Origin of the sequence: Candidatus Desulfosporosinus nitrosoreducens (genome assembly GCF_030954495.1) — a bacterium.
In the GTDB taxonomy this organism is placed as follows: domain Bacteria; phylum Bacillota; class Desulfitobacteriia; order Desulfitobacteriales; family Desulfitobacteriaceae; genus Desulfosporosinus; species Desulfosporosinus nitrosoreducens.
In genome coordinates this window covers 1-17037 of record NZ_JAVHUW010000043.1, presented here as the reverse complement: position 1 = coordinate 17037, position 17037 = coordinate 1, and the positions used below count along the sequence as shown (strand labels likewise).

11 protein-coding genes and 1 riboswitch are annotated in these 17037 nt (G+C 44.1%); of the genes, 8 read left to right on the top strand and 3 right to left on the bottom strand.

The window, feature by feature from the left end:
* From REC12_RS07910 to REC12_RS07895, 4 genes are all read left to right on the top strand, one after another.
* Positions 1-597 carry a TetR/AcrR family transcriptional regulator gene (locus tag REC12_RS07910; protein ID WP_308893391.1) on the top strand — a complete coding sequence of 199 codons (597 nt, stop codon included), beginning with the start codon at positions 1-3 and terminating at the stop codon, positions 595-597.
* Between the two features lie 89 nt (positions 598-686).
* Complete coding sequence (ppsA, locus tag REC12_RS07905) at positions 687-3311, top strand: phosphoenolpyruvate synthase (protein ID WP_308893390.1); 2625 nt, start codon at positions 687-689, stop codon at positions 3309-3311.
* Between the two features lie 445 nt (positions 3312-3756).
* Positions 3757-5466 carry a DNA repair helicase XPB gene (locus REC12_RS07900; RefSeq protein ID WP_308893388.1) on the top strand — a complete coding sequence of 570 codons (1710 nt, stop codon included), beginning with the start codon at positions 3757-3759 and terminating at the stop codon, positions 5464-5466.
* A complete protein-coding gene (locus REC12_RS07895) occupies positions 5463-7181 on the top strand; it encodes a helicase-associated domain-containing protein (RefSeq protein WP_308893387.1) in 1719 nt (572 codons plus the stop codon). Before REC12_RS07900 ends, REC12_RS07895 begins: the two co-directional genes overlap by 4 nt.
* A 305-nt stretch (positions 7182-7486) precedes the next feature.
* On the opposite strand, the gene REC12_RS07890 is transcribed toward REC12_RS07895, so the two are convergent.
* Positions 7487-7945: a RidA family protein gene (locus REC12_RS07890; protein WP_308893386.1), complete on the bottom strand. Its 459-nt coding sequence runs from the start codon at positions 7943-7945 to the stop codon at positions 7487-7489.
* Positions 7946-8099: 154 nt separating this feature from the next.
* Entirely contained in the window at positions 8100-8954 is an 855-nt protein-coding gene (locus REC12_RS07885) for an MBL fold metallo-hydrolase (RefSeq protein WP_308893384.1), read from the bottom strand.
* A gap of 468 nt (positions 8955-9422) precedes the next feature.
* Positions 9423-9507: riboswitch (cyclic di-GMP riboswitch) on the top strand.
* 153 nt (positions 9508-9660) lie between these two features.
* Here REC12_RS07885 and REC12_RS07880 point away from each other — a divergent pair.
* A complete protein-coding gene (locus REC12_RS07880) occupies positions 9661-11412 on the top strand; it encodes a diguanylate cyclase (RefSeq protein WP_308893383.1) in 1752 nt (583 codons plus the stop codon).
* A 666-nt stretch (positions 11413-12078) separates the two neighbouring features.
* Here the strand turns inward: REC12_RS07880 and REC12_RS07875 are convergent.
* Positions 12079-12873, bottom strand: a complete 795-nt coding sequence (locus REC12_RS07875) for a hypothetical protein (RefSeq protein ID WP_308893382.1) — start codon at positions 12871-12873, stop codon at positions 12079-12081.
* A gap of 393 nt (positions 12874-13266) precedes the next feature.
* Between REC12_RS07875 and REC12_RS07870 the strand changes: the two genes are divergently transcribed.
* From REC12_RS07870 to REC12_RS07860, 3 genes are all read left to right on the top strand, one after another.
* Positions 13267-13851 carry a class I SAM-dependent methyltransferase gene (locus REC12_RS07870; RefSeq protein WP_308893381.1) on the top strand — a complete coding sequence of 195 codons (585 nt, stop codon included), beginning with the start codon at positions 13267-13269 and terminating at the stop codon, positions 13849-13851.
* A gap of 565 nt (positions 13852-14416) precedes the next feature.
* Positions 14417-14566, top strand: coding sequence for a hypothetical protein (locus REC12_RS07865; RefSeq protein ID WP_308893380.1), 150 nt, complete (start codon positions 14417-14419; stop codon positions 14564-14566).
* 31 nt (positions 14567-14597) lie between these two features.
* Positions 14598-16637 (top strand): M56 family metallopeptidase, encoded by a 2040-nt coding sequence (locus REC12_RS07860; protein ID WP_308893378.1) that lies wholly within the window; start codon positions 14598-14600, stop codon positions 16635-16637.
* The last annotated feature ends 400 nt before the right edge of the window (positions 16638-17037 follow it).

The following is a 17037-nucleotide window of genomic DNA, read 5'->3' as shown; positions in this document are numbered from 1 at the left end:
ATGCCGAAAACTACGTTTTATAATTTAAGCAAGGAGAAACGAGAGCGCATCTTTGACGCTGCCGTGAAGGAGTTCTCAATTCGGAGTTTCAGCCAAGCATCCCTTAACCAGATCATCAAGAATGCGGGAATACCTAAAGGCAGTTTCTATCAATATTTTAATAATAAAGAAGACCTTTATCTCTATATGCTGGAGGAAGCCGGGAAGGAAAAGACAGAACTGCTCAGCCAGGCAAAAGGGATAGACCCGGAGGCAGACGTTTTTGAAGTGATTAAGCAGAGAACCAGAGAATTCCTGGAGCGAGGGAGTGTAAAACCGGGATATCTGGAGATAGCGATGCTGATGGAAATGGATAACAGTGAATTTATTGGGAAAATCCGCAAATCCTCCGCTGCAAGGTATGTGAAAATGCTTGAGCGGGATAAAGAGCGCGGCCTTTTCAAACCGGAAGTTGATTCTGAACTTGTTATCAATTTGATTTCCACATTCGGTTTAAATGACTATTTCAGGAACGGATGCGATAAGGAAAGGTATTTGAAGAACCTGAGCGATGCTATCGAAATTATTAAGGGAGGCATTGCTCTGTTTAAGGATTGACGGACTGACAGATTGCTGGATAAGTTGAGGGATCGCCAGGATGACCCGGCTGGTTCGACATTGCGAATAACATCGAAAGGGGAATAGATATGAACTCCTATGTGCTTGGCTTTCAGGAGATTGATCAAACAAAGCTTGCCAGTGTCGGTGGTAAGGGTGCGAATCTCGGGGAACTGTCCAAAATAGAGGGGATAAGTGTACCGGAAGGTTTTTGTGTCACCACGGAAGCCTATCAAAAGACCATGGGGCAAACACCGGAGTTGCCTGAGCTCCTGGAGCAGCTTTCTCACCTTAAAGTGGAGGAGCGGGAAAGAGTCGCTGTCATCAGCGGCAAGATCCGCTGTGCCATCGAAGGAACGGCCATTCCGGAGGAGATTGCCGCAGCGGTAGCCCGTCAGCTGGAGTACCTGGGGAACGAGGAGGCCTATGCCGTGCGCTCCAGCGCCACGGCGGAGGATCTGCCCACGGCCTCCTTTGCCGGTCAGCAGGACACTTATCTGAATATCAGCGGCCAGGAAGCTATCTTGAAGCATATCAGCAAATGCTGGGCCTCGCTCTTTACGGAGCGGGCGGTGATTTACCGGCTGCAGAACGGCTTTGCTCACGATAAGATCCATCTCTCCGTTGTCATCCAGAAAATGGTTTTCCCGGAGGCGGCGGGGATCATGTTCACGGCCGATCCTATTACGTCGAACAGGAACGTGGTATCCATCGACGCCGGCTTCGGGCTCGGTGAAGCCCTGGTCTCCGGTCTGGTCAACCCGGATATTTACAAAGTACGTGACGGCAGAATCCTTGAGAAGAAGATAGCTGCGAAGAAGCTGGCCATCTATGCCTTAAAAGAAGGTGGCACGGAGGAACGGAGGATCGAGGCCGGGCTTGAGAACAGGCAGACGCTGACGGATGAACAGATTTTACAGCTCGAAGGTTTGGGCAGAAGGATTGAGGCTTATTTTGGCCGTCCCCAGGATATTGAATGGTGTTTGTACGCCAATAAATTCTTTATCGTCCAGAGCCGCCCCATCACTACTCTCTACCCCATACCGGAGGAGCAGGATGGGAAGAACCACGTGTATATGTCTTTCAGCCATCAGCAGATGATGACCGACGCCATGAAACCCTTGGGCTTATCCTTTTTTGAGCTGTTATCGTACGAGTTTCCCTTGATTCAAGTCGGCGGCAGGTTTTTCTTCGATATCGCCCACGATTTGGCTTCTCCCACGGGACAAAAGATCGTACTCATGGCCGCGGGCAAAATGGACCCGCTCATGCATAACGCCATCAAGAATATTATCAAGCGGAAAGACTTTATGAAATCATTGGCCCGCGGTAAAAAAGCCTTCAGTATGGGTTCAGGGTATTTCACCTGGTCGCTGCCCCTTCAGTTTATTAAGATATACCGCAGCAACGATGCAGCCGTCGTTCAAACCCTAATGTCCCGGAATGAGGCCTCTGTTCGGGAGCTGCGGCAGAGGATTGCCAACCTCTCCGGAGACGAACTGTTTGCTTTCATTATAGAAGCCAATAAGCAGTTAAAAAAAGATATGTCCGGTCCCCAAAGCATGGGAGCGGTTTTTGCCGGGATATATGCGGTGAGTTGGCTCAATAAGAAAATGGCAAAGTGGCTGGGCGAAAAGAGCGCGGCAGATTCCCTTTCCCAGTCGGTAGCCAACAATGTCACTTCGGAAATGGGGCTGGCGCTGTTGGATGTAGCAGACGTTGTCCGGCACTATCCGGCAGTGATGGAGTACTTTCAACAGGCCAAGAATGAGACTTTTTTTGAGGACTTGGCCACCTTGGCAGGCGGCGATGCTGTCAGCAAATCTCTGCGGGCCTATCTGGAAAAATACGGCATGCGCTGTTCCGGTGAGATCGATATCACCCGGCCCCGTTTCAGCGAACAGCCCACCGCCCTCGTTTCCATGATTCTCAGCAACATCAAAAACTTTGCGCCGGATGCTCATAATACCTTATTTGAGCGAGGCCTGGAGGAAGCGAAACAAAAGGAACAGGATCTTCTGAAGCGTTTGCAACAGCTGCCCGGCGGCAAACAAAAGGCCAAAAAGACGAAGAGGATGATCAGCGTTTTGCGCAATTTCACCGGTTATCGGGAATACCCGAAGTACGTGATGATTGAGCGTTACTGGATCATCAAGCAGGCCCTGCTGAAGGAGGCCGCTCGGCTCGTGTCCAAGGGGGTTGTCCGGGAGCAGGAGGATATCTACTATCTGTCCTTTGAGGAACTCCGGGAGGCCGTTCGTACCAACCGGCTGGATTACAGCCTCGTCACGAAGCGCAAAGAGGAATACGAGGTCTACGAGAAGCTGACGCCGCCGCGGATAATGACCTCCGAGGGCGAAGTGATATCCGGCGCATACGATAGCGGTAAGATCCCCCAAGGTGCCTTGGCGGGCATACCTGCTTCCTCCGGAATTGTGGAGGGCCGGGCGCGGGTCATTTTAAGAATGGAAGATGCCGCTATAGAGGAAGGTGATATTTTGATCACCACCTTTACCGATCCCAGTTGGACACCGCTGTTTGTCTCTATCAAAGGCTTAGTGACGGAGGTGGGCGGAATGATGACCCACGGTTCTGTCGTTGCCAGGGAGTACGGCCTGCCTGCGGTCGTGGGCGTGGAAAACGCCACGAAGCTGATCAAAGACGGACAGCGAATTCGGGTCAATGGAGCGGAAGGGTATGTGGAACTCCTCTAACCGGTGCAACGGACAGATGGCATTATTTTTGTGGCCTTGGGAATAACTGGCCTGGCAAAGTAAAGAACTGAAACACTGGGGGCATCCCTGCCGAAAGGCAGGGATGCTCAGTCATTGGGTCTAAAGTGCTGTTGCCCTGCAGACAAGCCGGCTGATGCCTTAACTATGACCAAGACCTGCCCTTTTGCGTGGGACGGCCTCGTCTCTTCGTTCCATCTGGGGATGGACGTTGACAGGCCACAGTATTTGATTTGACTTCCGTGACGAAGGGCTTATTCGGCAGGCAAGGGCGGGGGCAGAGTTCAGAACTGGAATATTTCTCAAAAGAGAGGCTAATTTCTAATCCGCTTAAGCTGAGACGATGAACAAAGGATTCTTGATCAGTTAAGTTAATTTATATGCTATAATTATGGCAACTTAGCTTGAAGCGGAAGAGGAGTCCAATATGCCGGCTGTAACAAATCCTGTGATTGTGCAAAGTGATCGCTCTGTTCTACTGGAAGTAAATAATCCCCTTTATGAAGAGGCTCGGGACACTTTGGCCATTTTTGCCGAGTTGGAAAAAAGCCCGGAGTATCTTCATACTTATCGGATTACTCCGTTATCATTATGGAATGCCGCCTCCAGCGGTGCCAGTGTGGCCAGCGTTTTGAAAGGTTTGGAACGCTACAGTAAGTTTCCTTTGCCTGACTCAGTACGAACGGAAATACAGCAACTTATGGGCCGTTACGGTTTAGTAAAGTTGGTTCGAGAAGGGGAAAAGCTCTTACTTACTGCCGAAGATCCGGTGATTCTCCTGGAGATTGTCCGTCATAAAGAGGTCAAGTTATTGTTGGCCTTCGATGAACAGGCCAGGAGTAATGAAGTGCCTAAATTCCCATTATTACAAGTCGGGATCAATCCGGAAGCACGAGGACAATTAAAACAGCTTCTGATAAAACTCTCTTATCCTGTTGAGGATTTGGCGGGCTATAGCGAAGGTGCACCGTTGCCCATTGCCTGGCGTACTGAAAACAAAAAAGGAGAGGCATTTTCCCTGCGGGCATATCAGCAAGAGGCCGTAGCCTCATTTCATCAACAAGGTTCCGTCCGGGGAGGGAGCGGCGTTTTGGTGTTGCCTTGTGGTGCCGGTAAGACAGTGATCGGCATGGGAGTGATGATGGAATTGCAGTGTGAGACGCTGATCCTTACAACAAATAATAGTGCCGTTAAACAGTGGCTGCGTGAATTGGCTGATAAAACTACCTTAGATACAACTCAAATGGGGGAGTACACGGGTGAGAAAAAGGAGATCTGTCCGGTTACGGTAGCGACTTACCAAATTCTCACGCATCGGTCGCGGACGGATGGAGACTTTGATCACTTTCACATATTCAATGAAAAGAACTGGGGATTAATAATTTATGATGAAGTGCATCTCTTACCTGCGCCGATCTTTCGGGCTGCTGCTGATTTGCAGGCCAAACGCCGCCTTGGTTTAACAGCGACGCTCGTACGGGAAGACGGTAAAGAAGATGACGTATTTACTCTGATCGGCCCGAAAAAAGTGGATGTCCCTTGGAAGGTCTTAGAATCTCAAGGCTGGATTGCTACGGCTGAATGTTTGGAATGGCGAATTCCTATGAGTAAAGACCGTCGCATGGATTATGCCCTGGCGGAGGATAGAGAGAAATTCCGCATGGCGGCAGAAAACCCACGTAAGTTACAGATAATTTCCGACTTAATGAAGCGTCATAAAGAGGATTTGGTATTGGTTATTGGTCAATATATTCGCCAGCTTGAAATGTTTGCCCGGGAGTTAGCTGCTCCCTTAATTACGGGGAAAACCCCGCAGAGGGAGCGTGAGCGACTTTATGAAGAATTTCGCAGCGGGCGGCTGCATTGTTTAGTGGTATCTAAAGTGGCCAACTTTGCCATAGATTTGCCGGATGCCAATGTTGCCATACAGGTATCAGGAACCTTTGGCTCCCGACAGGAAGAAGCACAAAGACTTGGACGCATTCTTCGCCCCAAGCAGGGAGAAGGCAAAGCCTATTTCTACAGCCTGGTTTCTAAAGATACCAAGGAACAGGAGTTTGCAATGCATCGTCAGCTCTTTTTAACTGAGCAAGGGTACGCTTATAAAATCGTAATTGAGGAGGACGTTGAACGATGAAGAAGCAATTGCCTCCTGCCGATCAGCCTAAAACGGCAAAATGGAGGCCGGTTTTTGGAGAAAAATATCCTTCCGGTTTTAAACCGCCCACTCAGGAAAATCAGGCGGAGGAGAATCTGCCCCAAACGAAATCGGGCTGGTCTCAAACGCTTGATCAAAATAACCAAAAAACACCACCATCAGAGTCGAGAGCAAAAACTCAAAGAAATGAGGCTCCGGTTACAAGACTTAAACCAAAGGCTTGGCCGGACTATTTTGCCCAAATGGGTCCTGTAGAGCGGATTCTTTTTGCCTATATAGCTTTTCTGCAACCGGAGGATGAAGGCATTGAGTATTTCAGCGCTTACAATTCTGAAAGCTTTCGCTATTTAGACAAGGATTTGCCGGGGTTAAGCTATCAGGACAGTGTCAGGTTGCTGTCAAAATGGGCGAAGATCGGCTTTTTCTCAAGTGGCCGTTACTCCCAGACATATAATCTTAAAGAAGAAGCCGCCCAAGCCTTTTGGCGCTTTATCGACAAACAAGCTGACAGCGGACTTTTTGACTTGGAACCGCAGCAATTGTTTTGTGCGGATTTATCATCCACCTTAGATAATTTATTTAATGTTCTTGTGTTGATTGAGCAGGGAGAGGTGCTTGTCACCCGTGCCCATGAAATCAACAAACACTCTTTAAAAAGAGTGCTGGCAGCGTTGAGCAAACCGGCCGGGGCTGATGAAAGCTTTGATCCGGAAAGCTACTTCTTTTGGATTCTCGGAATTGCAAAGATATTTCATTTATTTATGCTTAGAGGGGATCGGTTAGCGCTGACGAAAGAAGGACGGGTCTTACCGGAAACGATTAAAGTAGAGAATTTTCTCAGCGAGTTATGCACAGTACATGTCTATTCCCTTAAGAATAAAGGACTTTTTCTGTTGCTTCCCGTGTTAAGCCGCTGTACTACTTGGACAAGCTGGGGGCATACGATAAGCACTTTAATTTCGGATGAGAATGTTTGTAATTTGTTAATCTTAGAAACAGTGATCAGCTTTCTTAATCCGATGCGCTATTTGGGTTTGCTGGAATGGGGAAAGTATGAAAACGATATTTTAGTAAGAGTCACTGCGTTAGGTCAATTAGCAATTTCAAAATTGTACCAGGACAAAAATCTTGAGGGTTGTAAGGCTGAAATCAAGACAGTGACAGACCAAGTTTATCCCATGAGTGGACCCAATACCGCCTATGTTCAACCAAATTTCGAAATCTTGCTGCCGCGTTCCGCTTCTTGGCACGTCCGCTGGGAGTTGAGCCGATTTGCTGTACTGGAGCAGCAGGATCAGATGCTTAGATTCCGTTTGGATAAGACGTATTTAATGAATGCCTTGAAACGGGGCCTGCCGGCTGATGAAGTAGTTTCAGCTCTAAAAAAATTAAGCACCTATCCTTTGCCTGAAAATCTTGTATTAACTTTACAACAATGGCTTGAATCTTTTGGCCAAGTTAAATTCCTTCAGCTCAGTCTCCTGGAATGCTCATCGCCGGAGCAAGCGGCCTCTATTGCTTCATCCCGTAAATATCGGGAATATGTATTGGGCCTGTATAACTCAACCACAGTTATTGTCAGAGAGATTGAGAAGCTGCGAAGGCTCCTTGAAAAACAAGGAATATACCCTTCCCCGGGAATCCTTGACGGAGAGAGCGTCGCAAACCGGCAACTGGAAAGTAAATCACCTTAATAGTAATGTTAATCAATCATACCCTTAGAAAGAATTCAAGGGTATGATGGTCAGCGGATTCCTTTCTTCTGACCATAGAAATAGTTTAAGGTTTGTTTAAAAGAGGACTTAGAAGGTTAGAGTTAAAATTCATACCTATAAAGCCGCATCCATCCTCGATAGCTTGTGCTTCAGCAACGTTGCGAATAAGCGGTTGATTGTTGTGGGTTAAAGGCATATGACAAAAGGATTTGAACCTTCGTGGTTTAAATCCTTTTATTTTCAGGGTAATCGAGCTAATTAGATCCCCCGTTAATTCACAGCTTTTAAACTTGAACAATACACATAACTTCAACGGAAGCCCCACCTGGCAGTTGATTCGTACCGATTGCCATTCGAGTATGTTTGCCTCTTTCACCGAAAACCTCCAGGAATAAACTCGAAGCGCCATTAATGACCAGTGGCTGATCTGTGAAATCTTCTGTACTGCGTACAAATCCCACTACTTGTATAAACTTTTTTATTTTATTTAATTCCCCCAGGTAATTCTTTAATGCTTCTAAACAATTTACAGCTGCAATACGAGCTGCATATTGCCCCTCTTCAAGTGTCACTTCTGCTCCCAAACGTCCCCAACTGACTAAATTGCCATTTAACTTTGGGGTATGTCCGCAAACATAAAGTAATTCACCCGTTTGCACAACTGTTGTGTACATTCCCTCGGGCTCTGAAGGAGCATTTAATTCTAAGTTATATTTTTCTTTAAGAATCGTTTCTGGAATCATCTTAATCCCTCCGTACTTTCCGGTGTCCGGATAGCAGATCTGTTTTGGACTTTGCTTTTAATGATTGCAATATAATGTTTTTACGGTGGGGCAATAAGCTAGCCAATCGCTGACGTTTGGAACAGACAATATTCCCTTTGCGGATAGTCGCGTGTTAATACTCTAACTGCAATCCTGTCCCGGCTTCTTCCTGGTTGCATACTTCCGCCAAGGCGATTTTTGCTTTCAAACTGGTGCAGTGACAGGCCCGAATGGTCTGCGGGGCAACTTTTTCAAGAAATTCTTTAGTTCTTTCCATCTGCATACGAGACGGGTTGATCAGGTGAAGACCGCCGATAATGTCAATAACTCTTTCATCCTGGCAGACTTTCTGCGCATACTCCGTGATATTACATATCCCCGCATGAGAACAGCCTGTTATAATAACCAACCCTTTGCCGCTTTTGTAGACAAGGGCTGAATCATCCAAGATATAATCGTCCTTACCTTCGCCATTCCTGTATACTTTCCCCAAAGGAGTCAGATTTTCAAAATCATTGTTTCGTTCAATTTCTCCTAAAAATACTAAATTATCTGTAAACCATAAAGGTTCTTTACTGAGTTTCAGTTGAAAATTACGAGCTATTTCAGTTTCGGGAATTCCGCAGCCTATTTCACCCCAAGGGCTATCGATTTTAGACAAAAAACATTCAGGATGGGCAATTAAAATTGGTTTATCTTTTAAGTTGTTTATTTCATTACTGCGATAATAAGCAATTAAACTTTTCAGGCCTCCCGTATGATCTGTATGTCCGTGGGAAAGAACCAAATAGTCAAGGACAGAAAAGTCAATATTCATCTTTTGGGAATTCTGCAGGAAAACACTTGTATGACCGGTATCGAAAAGAATGCGTTTTCCGTCTGTTTCAAGGTAGAAAGAAAGTCCAGGTTCCGCCAGAAAGTACCGGTCGCTGAAACTGGGGTTATTGGCTAAAGCCGTGTTGTTATCAAGCAAAACTGTCAACTTCAAGTTATCACCCTCTTTATGAATGATTTTGATTTTATAAGTAGTTATTGAGATAGCTGCTATAATCTGATTTATTAAGAATACACTGAAAATTTATAGTTCTCATTAGTATTCTTAGATAATTAGGGTTAATGGTTTTTATCCTGATAAGGTAAAATTAATTGATCAATAAAATGCCCCGGCTATCTATGCCTTGAAAGAAGGGGTATGGAGAAGCGGAGGATGGAATCGAGGCCTATTTTGCCGTCCCCAGGACATCGAATGGTGCCCTATACACCAAATTCTTGGAGGATTCCGCTATAGAAGCAGGCGATATTGGGGCCGCTACTAAAAGCTCTTCCATGAGGAAAGCTGGAGCATAATTACAAAAAATCTCAAGTGTAGAAAATATGTTACATATTATGACAAATTATGCGCCGAGATTGTGGTAGAATCTTTTACAAGAAGATTTAATGAATAGTTATTCCGATTACTAAACAAGGATATTTTGAAGCATGCATTGTATTTTGGGCGCTTGATGCATGTGGAATAAGTAGCGCAACCGGCCTAGTTTATAAATTAAAGTTTATAAACTAGGTTTTTTCATTGTAGATTACTTTACAATGTAGATTATTTCACAATAAGTAATGCTTTGAATTGCTTGGCCGGATGGCCTAAGAATGTAGGCTTGAATTAAAAAAAACCACATGTGTGAGATAGGATAATTAGAATGAAAGTATTGATTCGAAAACATATAAGCAGATCAACGTTACTTGTTTTCGTGTTCCTCATGCTTTTTTCTACCGCTCAGTATGTTTCCGCAGCTCCAATCCAGAAAAATGTTCTGGTAATCCATCCCTATACTGCGGAATTTCCCGCTCATCAAGCCTTTAACACCGGATTGAAGACAAAATTTGCGGAAGACAAGAGATATGGAATTGATTTTTCCTATGAATATCTTGATATGCAGAAATTTTCGCACAGTGAAGCCTACCTGGAAGCTCTGGCCAGCTATTTTAAACTAAAACAAGAATACTCAAATTGGCAACCGGATGTCATTGTGGCCTCCGATGTCCTAGCGCCTTTCCTCATGAAATATGGATCTGAGATATTTAACAATGTGCCGATTATTATGACTTGGGCCGCTGATGTCAATCCCCCAGCCAATTTGCCGGCAGATTATGTAGTGCTGCCGGCCGTTGCGGATTTTGCTGATAACATCCGGTTGATTCTTGAGACGCAAAGAAAAGTGAAGAAGATATATATAGTGATTGGGGATTCCGAAAATGAAAAGATCACCCTCAGCCAAATCCAAAAGGAGTCGGAACCCTTTAGCAGTCAAGTTGAATTGGTTTATTTGAATAAACTGCCTTACCTGCGGATGCTGGAGAGATTGCAGCAGGCCGGGGATGATTCCGCAATTTTGTTCGTTCGCTGGGTTAGGGATGTTGCCGGAGAATCCTTCGTACCTTTCCAAGTTCTAAGTACGATTACGAAAAAGGTGAGCATCCCCGTTTACGGAACACAAATGCAGTATTTGGGAAGCGGGATAATCGGCGGCTATGTCTACAATAATGACCTGACAGGACGGAATGTTGCCGAAATAGCCCTTCGAATTTTTGACGGGGAAAAACCGGCTCAATTAACAAGGACCAACATTAGGGCTAATGAGTATGCTTTTGATTGGCGGGCTTTAGAACGATGGAACATTGCTGAAAGCAAGCTTCCGTCTGAAGCAAGAATTGAGTACAGAGAGAACGATTTTTGGAGCACCTATAAGCTATACATAATTATTGGCGGGATCATTATTTTTGGGGAAACGGTTCTTATTGTCGGGTTTATAACCAGTCACCGCAAACGCAGGAAAGCGGAAAATGAATTGCTGAAGTTCAACAATTCCCTCGAAAAATTAGTCGATGAACGTACGCGTGAATTACAAACAGCCAAAGAAGTACTGGAAGATTTAAATCAACGCTTAGAGTTTACGGCCAGGGTTGATGCCTTAACCGGGTTGTATAACCGTCGTCACATAGAAGAACGTTTAAAGGAAGACTATGAAATCTTTATCAGAACCGGACGAGAGTTTTCGGTAATGCTGGCAGATATCGATTTCTTCAAGCGGGTCAATGATGAGTACGGCCATGATGCGGGAGATTCTGTGTTGAAAACACTGTCCAATACTATCCGGGCAATGGTCAGAGATTATGATGTGATCGCTCGTTGGGGGGGAGAGGAGTTTCTGTTGTTGTTTCCGGGTTTGACCAATGCGGACGCGGCAGAACGGGCGGAGGTCATTCGGAAGGCTATCGAAGAATATAATCATACTTATAACGGAAGGAAATTGCTTGTGACCTTGACTATCGGAGTTGCCACTATCGGCCGGAAGGATACTATTGACGACCTTATTAAAAGGGCGGACGATGCCCTTTATCAAGGAAAGAATACGGGAAAAAATAAAGTGGTTATCGCTCCCAAGAAATAAGGACAATTTCAGCAAATTATTGAAGCTATGTAAAAGTGGAAAAATTGATTTCATAATCTGTAACTCTTTGGAATACCCGGCAGATAGAATAAAGATATTTAAGAACGTAAATATCCCCGTTATATGTTTAGGAGACAATCTGATAACGAATAACCGATAACTATTGTTTAATTGAATTATTTTACAAATCGTCCTAAAATGATATTAGGTATTAAAGTTAAAGGATGGAAGCACATTCAGTAACATTTCTCATAACCCAGGAATTAGACTGGCATATTTGGACCACATCCCCGATCCCAATGCCCTGCCAGTTGCGTCTTGCTTAACGCAGGAAGAAATAACCGCCTTGACAAAATCTAACCAGCAGTCAAATAGCGGGATTCCCTCCAGAAAGCCGTTGCTGATGCGGCAAATGAAGTTGAGGAGTCTCAAAATCGACAATGTTGTCGAAACTCCTGTGTACGGGTTGTCGCACTCCTGGGCCCGGTCATATATTTTGGAAATAAAGCGTTGAAAGGCAGGCAATAGTATGAGCGATTTGCCCTCAGACCAGACGCTGCCTGTTCATAGCGGCCATCTTGGACAAGATTGCTGTAACTGGTACAAAAGCCAATGCACCTCCATTTTTGAAAAAGAGAGGTGCATTGGCTTTTGTGGGGCGAAAAATTAGGAGTCTGCCATGGAGACAGACATTTGATTTAATAAAGTTGCCATATTTGTAAGATCGTCGGTAGTTACAGTACCATTTTTGACTTCATCGAGAAAAGCTCGTATTGCATCAGCAGAGCTTGATGACGATGTATCTGTAGAACCTGATGAAGAACTTCCACTATTGACTGGAGGTGCCGGTGGTGGGCCTGATGGCTTCTGATTCAATGTCGTTTGCATAGTTGTGATGTCATCGGCAGTTACCGTTCCGTTTTTTACTTTATCCAGGAAAGTTCCGATTGGATCTGTAGAACTGTCAGCAGAACTGGTGCTGGAGCTGGTTGTGGAACTCATTTGTTGAGACACTCGATTTAATAGGGTTGCTATATTTGTAAGATCATCGCTGGTTACAGTTCCATTTTTGATCTTATTAAGGAAAGTTCCCATGGTATTGGTAGTGTCTGATGGTGACGGAGTTTGATTCAATATTGTTTGCATCGCTGTGATATCATCGGCAGTAACCGTACCATTTTTAACTTTATCCAGAAAGGCTCCTATAGGATCTGTTGAGCTATTGGAAGAATTTGTGGCAAAATCATAAGAAATATTACTGTTGTCTGCTGATGTTAAAGAAGTTAGTTGAAAAGTATCACCGTCAATATTATTTTGAGCATTTTGGGTATTTTCGTTACTTAGCAAAGAGGCAAGTGAAGAAGCAGCTGAGTCATCATTATTAGTGCTGACTTTTTTGGCTATTTTGTTTTGGGTAAGCCATGTATCGTAGTAATTGGAAACAGATGATATGGAATTCATTAATTTACCCTCCTTTTTAATTCTCTATGTTTATATCGGATGAATCTATTTGAAAGATTCAGTCAATTGGCTGAAAGTATGCTGAAAATCAGCTGAAAGTTTACTGAAAATGAGCATGACAATGAAATGATTCAACGATACGGAAGAATTCAGCGCTCCAAGTATTCAGCTCTTTTAACAACAAGAATTGATTTAATATTTAATTCCTTTGGCCTTCTAAAAAATATAGCATTACACTGTTAAGCGCAGTATAATGTTTTAAACAGTATACTTTGGACGAAAATTGCATTCCCGAAAGGAGGAACCTAAAGTCCAAAAGGCATGGACGGTATACACCGGCTTTTCGGTAGTTAGCAGCTTAACAAGAGGCGGACGATATTGGAGGGAAGAAAAATGAAAGATAGTCTTCAGCACACGGCTCAGCAGCATTGGCATAAATTAGATAACGAACAAAGGAGAATATTATTACCGGCTAAAGACATTCTCAAGAGATTGGATATAGCACGCGGAATGGTATTGGCCGACGTCGGCTGCGGAATAGGTTATTTTGCTCTTCCGGCTGCAAATATGCTGGGAGAAGAGGGCAAAGTCTTTGCTCTGGACGTCTCAGATACTATGTTGGAGGAATTATCGAAACGGGTCATGGCAGAAGGGCTTAGCAACGTTATACCCATGAAAATCGAACATGAAAAAAATCCTTTGGAAACCAATTCAGTAGACATTGCGCTTTTAGCCTTCGTCCTTCACGAAGTTAACGATCCTAAGACTACTTTGAGCGAAGTTCACCGTGTTCTCCTGCCTAAAGGGCGGCTGGCCATTCTGGAGTGGGACAAAAAAGAAACGCCTGTCGGGCCGCCTGTAAATCATCGCATAGATAGGGCTTATGTTTTAGACATGCTGGCTGAAACGGATTTTGTTGATATCCGGGAAATCGCTATTGGAGAAAACTACTATGGTATTTTGGCTGCGAAAAATTAGCAAGAGATTAGTCTTTAAAGAGATGTTAGACTTGGCTCTTCAAGGTGAAAATAAGACAGAAGAACAACAAATCATGACCAACCACAATAGGTCATGATTTGTTTTGTTAACAGTGTCACCTCGGAAATGAGGCTAACGCTGTCGGATGCAGCACCAACAGATGGCTTTGTATGAAGAACGGACGCCAAAAACAGCGTCCGTTCTTGTATGCGAGTTGGTTTCACGAGAACAAGAAAAACTCCTCATTTTGTAAAGGTGGTTATCTCAGGTGATTGTTCAACAATGCAGAATCCAACATACCCGTCGTTTTCTAATTTGCTCAAAAACTTCCCGGGCTTTTGAGGTTTTGCAAATATTGACACCTGGTATTCCTTTCTCAATTCACAAGCCCTTTGATAGCATGTCAAGACCGGCTCGGATGCGAACATATTCACCGTCCTTCGCCCGCCCCCAAAAGCTGGAGTGAAGCAGTTTAAATTATTAGACATGGAAAATAATGTTGACTATTATAACTACAAGCGTAATAATGATTACATAAGTAAACAAAAGATCCTGGAGGAAAACTATGTCTGAGACACCAAAAATATCTGAGGCTGGGTGTATCAAGTCAGAGCACCAATCTTTTAGCAACCGGGTTTTTGACAGGGCCTTTAAACCGCTGCTGGTTACCTTTCTTCAGGAAGAGGAACTATCTAAGGCTGATATGAAGAATTAAAACACATCCCTGAGGAAAGGAAGAGGTGATAATGCTAACAATTTATCCGGCTTGTCTTAACTTCTTTGATTGGGTCTGGAGTACCTCTCTAAAGGTAAGTTTCCTGGTAATTCTTCTCATGCTTGTGAAATTAGTGATGAAGAAGCGAATCGGAGCACGTTTGCATTACTTGTTATGGATTGCTGTTTTTGTCAGTTTGCTTGTACCCTGGGTTCCGCAAAGTTCATTTAGCATTTACAATCTCACCAACTTGAATCTGACAAAACCGGCTTCACTCCATGAAAGGACGGAAACACCTTCACGCTCTGCCACAGCAGGCCTTGGAAGCAGCGGGCAGGAAAAGGCCGATAGCATAGAGCAAATTGCCGCGGCTCCGACGCCGAGTGTATTACATAATAAGAGCGAAGTCCATAATCCAATAGCCAGCTACCAGTTTATGCATGGATTTTTATTTTCCCTTTGGCTTATAGGTGTTGCTGTTTTGTTCATGATTATTGGCTTAATGAATAGAAGATTTGCGAAAAGTATTCAAGGTCTGCCTGTAGTTGATACCAATTTAGTCTCTGCTTATATCAGGGCCAAGAACAACCTGAACATTAAAGCCGAACTTCCTTTAATTAAAACTAAGATGATCACCAGTCCATCGCTCTGCGGATTTTTCCGTCCCAGACTTTTAGTTCCTGTTGGCATTCTGGAGGAATTCAACCCTGAGCAGCTTAACCATGTGTTTATGCATGAGTTAACTCACTTCAAGTCTAAAGACATATTGGTAAACTGGCTGACACAAGGGTTGCTTATACTCCATTGGTTTAACCCTCTGCTTTGGTACGCATTTATAAAATTGCGGGAAGATCAAGAAATAGCTTGTGATTATTTGACTCTTGAAAAGATGGGGATTGACGATCCTAAGGAGTATGCCTTTACACTGATCAAGCTAGCGGAAAACAACTTGAAAGTATCAAGAATTGTAAATCTAGCAAGTTTGTTGGGTAAACGGTCACAGATAAGGAGAAGAATTGGAATGGTAAAGGTTTTTCATAAAGTACCGTTAAAGTGGACTTTGTTAGTTATTTCAGTAGTAGCTGTTCTGCTATTTGTAACTTTGACCAATCCTAAGGTGAGCAAATCCGCCGCAGTTGGCAAAGTGGCCGCTGTGACAAATAGTAAATCAGACGAAGCCACAACTCAGTCTGATCAATCCTCTGCCGCGTCCAAGGGAGGCTTTAATTACCGGCAATATTTGTCCTTCACCCCTTTACTTCCGAGCTACACTGCCGGCTACCAGCTTACCTCTTCGCAGATTAGCTGCAGCCAAAACATGCCTCCGGACAATACTTCCGGTGTAGGATACTTAGCCGCCTATGGCAGCCACGCAGCATTTACCATCTCAGAAGGGCCTCCCAAAGGGATGGACCCTAATGTTTCTGATCACTCTACAAAGACCCAAATCCAAATAGGTGATTTGCCGGCAACATTATACGTGAGAGAGATTGGAGATGCCTTTATTCAATTTACAAAAGATAGTGTGGAGTATACTGCCAACAATATAATCGGCGGGGGCATTTCAATCGAAGAATTGAAGAAAATCTGTGCCAGTATAGCAGTTCCGGCTAAAAATCCGCCTACAAATATTTATATAGGAAAAGAGGGCACTTCGGCAACAGATGGCTTAAGCTTTAAGACTCTCCAAGCGGGGGATGTCGTCGTTCCGCGGGGCTATAAATTCGATATGCAACATTCCATGGTCTATATTCAAGGGGACAAAAAGTCAGAAACCTTTTCGTTATACTATACGAATACGCAAGGGACAGCAACACCTTTCATTAATGTACAGATGATCAAAGGAGATCACCCGTATGGGTTCGCTCCAGTGTCAACGCCGGACTCAACATTTGATACAAAACAAATTGAGGGAATTGAGGTTAAACTGCGCAAAAACTATAATGATCGTCTGCCGGCTGCTGTGTTTCAAATTAGCAGCGGTTTAAGATTTGAAATTGCTTCGACGGAATCGCAAGCGATGATAGAGACTATGGTGAAATCGATTTTGCAAGCTTATTCAAAGCTATAGCTTGATCAAAGTCTGGACTTAATATTATAGAACGATATTTGATGAGCAGAGCTCATGGCTGACTAAGATTAAGCCTATTTATCTATCCGCTGACTAATCCGCTCTAAGACTCCCGCTTCGGCAAGCGGTGAGTTAAGAGCGGCTAAGTCCCTGGATAAGTGCGACTAAGATTCAGATGGAGTTAAAACTCCACCTGAATCAAGTCGTCTTTATACGATTAAAATTTCTTTTTTGCCACTAGACCCTGTATCGGTTTCGCTGTACAGGGGTTATTTTGTCAAAGCATTGGTCGTAGGACTTATTTCCTTTTTTTAAAAACAAATAGAGGATAATGATAATTTGTGCATAAAAATGCGAAAGTAATAAAGCCCCGAGGCGACAGGAAATAAGTCCTACGACC

Bases quoted from the DNA above. Each gene is read 5' to 3' on its own strand.
- REC12_RS07895 (WP_308893387.1), top strand. From the start codon at position 5,463: ATGAAGAAGCAATTGCCTCCTGCCGATCAGCCTAAAACGGCAAAATGG.
- REC12_RS07900 (WP_308893388.1), top strand. From the start codon at position 3,757: ATGCCGGCTGTAACAAATCCTGTGATTGTGCAAAGTGATCGCTCTGTT.
- REC12_RS07890 (WP_308893386.1), bottom strand. From the start codon at position 7,945: ATGATTCCAGAAACGATTCTTAAAGAAAAATATAACTTAGAATTAAAT.
- REC12_RS07910 (WP_308893391.1), top strand. From the start codon at position 1: ATGCCGAAAACTACGTTTTATAATTTAAGCAAGGAGAAACGAGAGCGC.
- REC12_RS07860 (WP_308893378.1), top strand. From the start codon at position 14,598: ATGCTAACAATTTATCCGGCTTGTCTTAACTTCTTTGATTGGGTCTGG.
- REC12_RS07875 (WP_308893382.1), bottom strand. From the start codon at position 12,873: ATGAATTCCATATCATCTGTTTCCAATTACTACGATACATGGCTTACC.
- REC12_RS07865 (WP_308893380.1), top strand. From the start codon at position 14,417: ATGTCTGAGACACCAAAAATATCTGAGGCTGGGTGTATCAAGTCAGAG.
- REC12_RS07870 (WP_308893381.1), top strand. From the start codon at position 13,267: ATGAAAGATAGTCTTCAGCACACGGCTCAGCAGCATTGGCATAAATTA.
- ppsA (WP_308893390.1), top strand. From the start codon at position 687: ATGAACTCCTATGTGCTTGGCTTTCAGGAGATTGATCAAACAAAGCTT.
- REC12_RS07880 (WP_308893383.1), top strand. From the start codon at position 9,661: ATGAAAGTATTGATTCGAAAACATATAAGCAGATCAACGTTACTTGTT.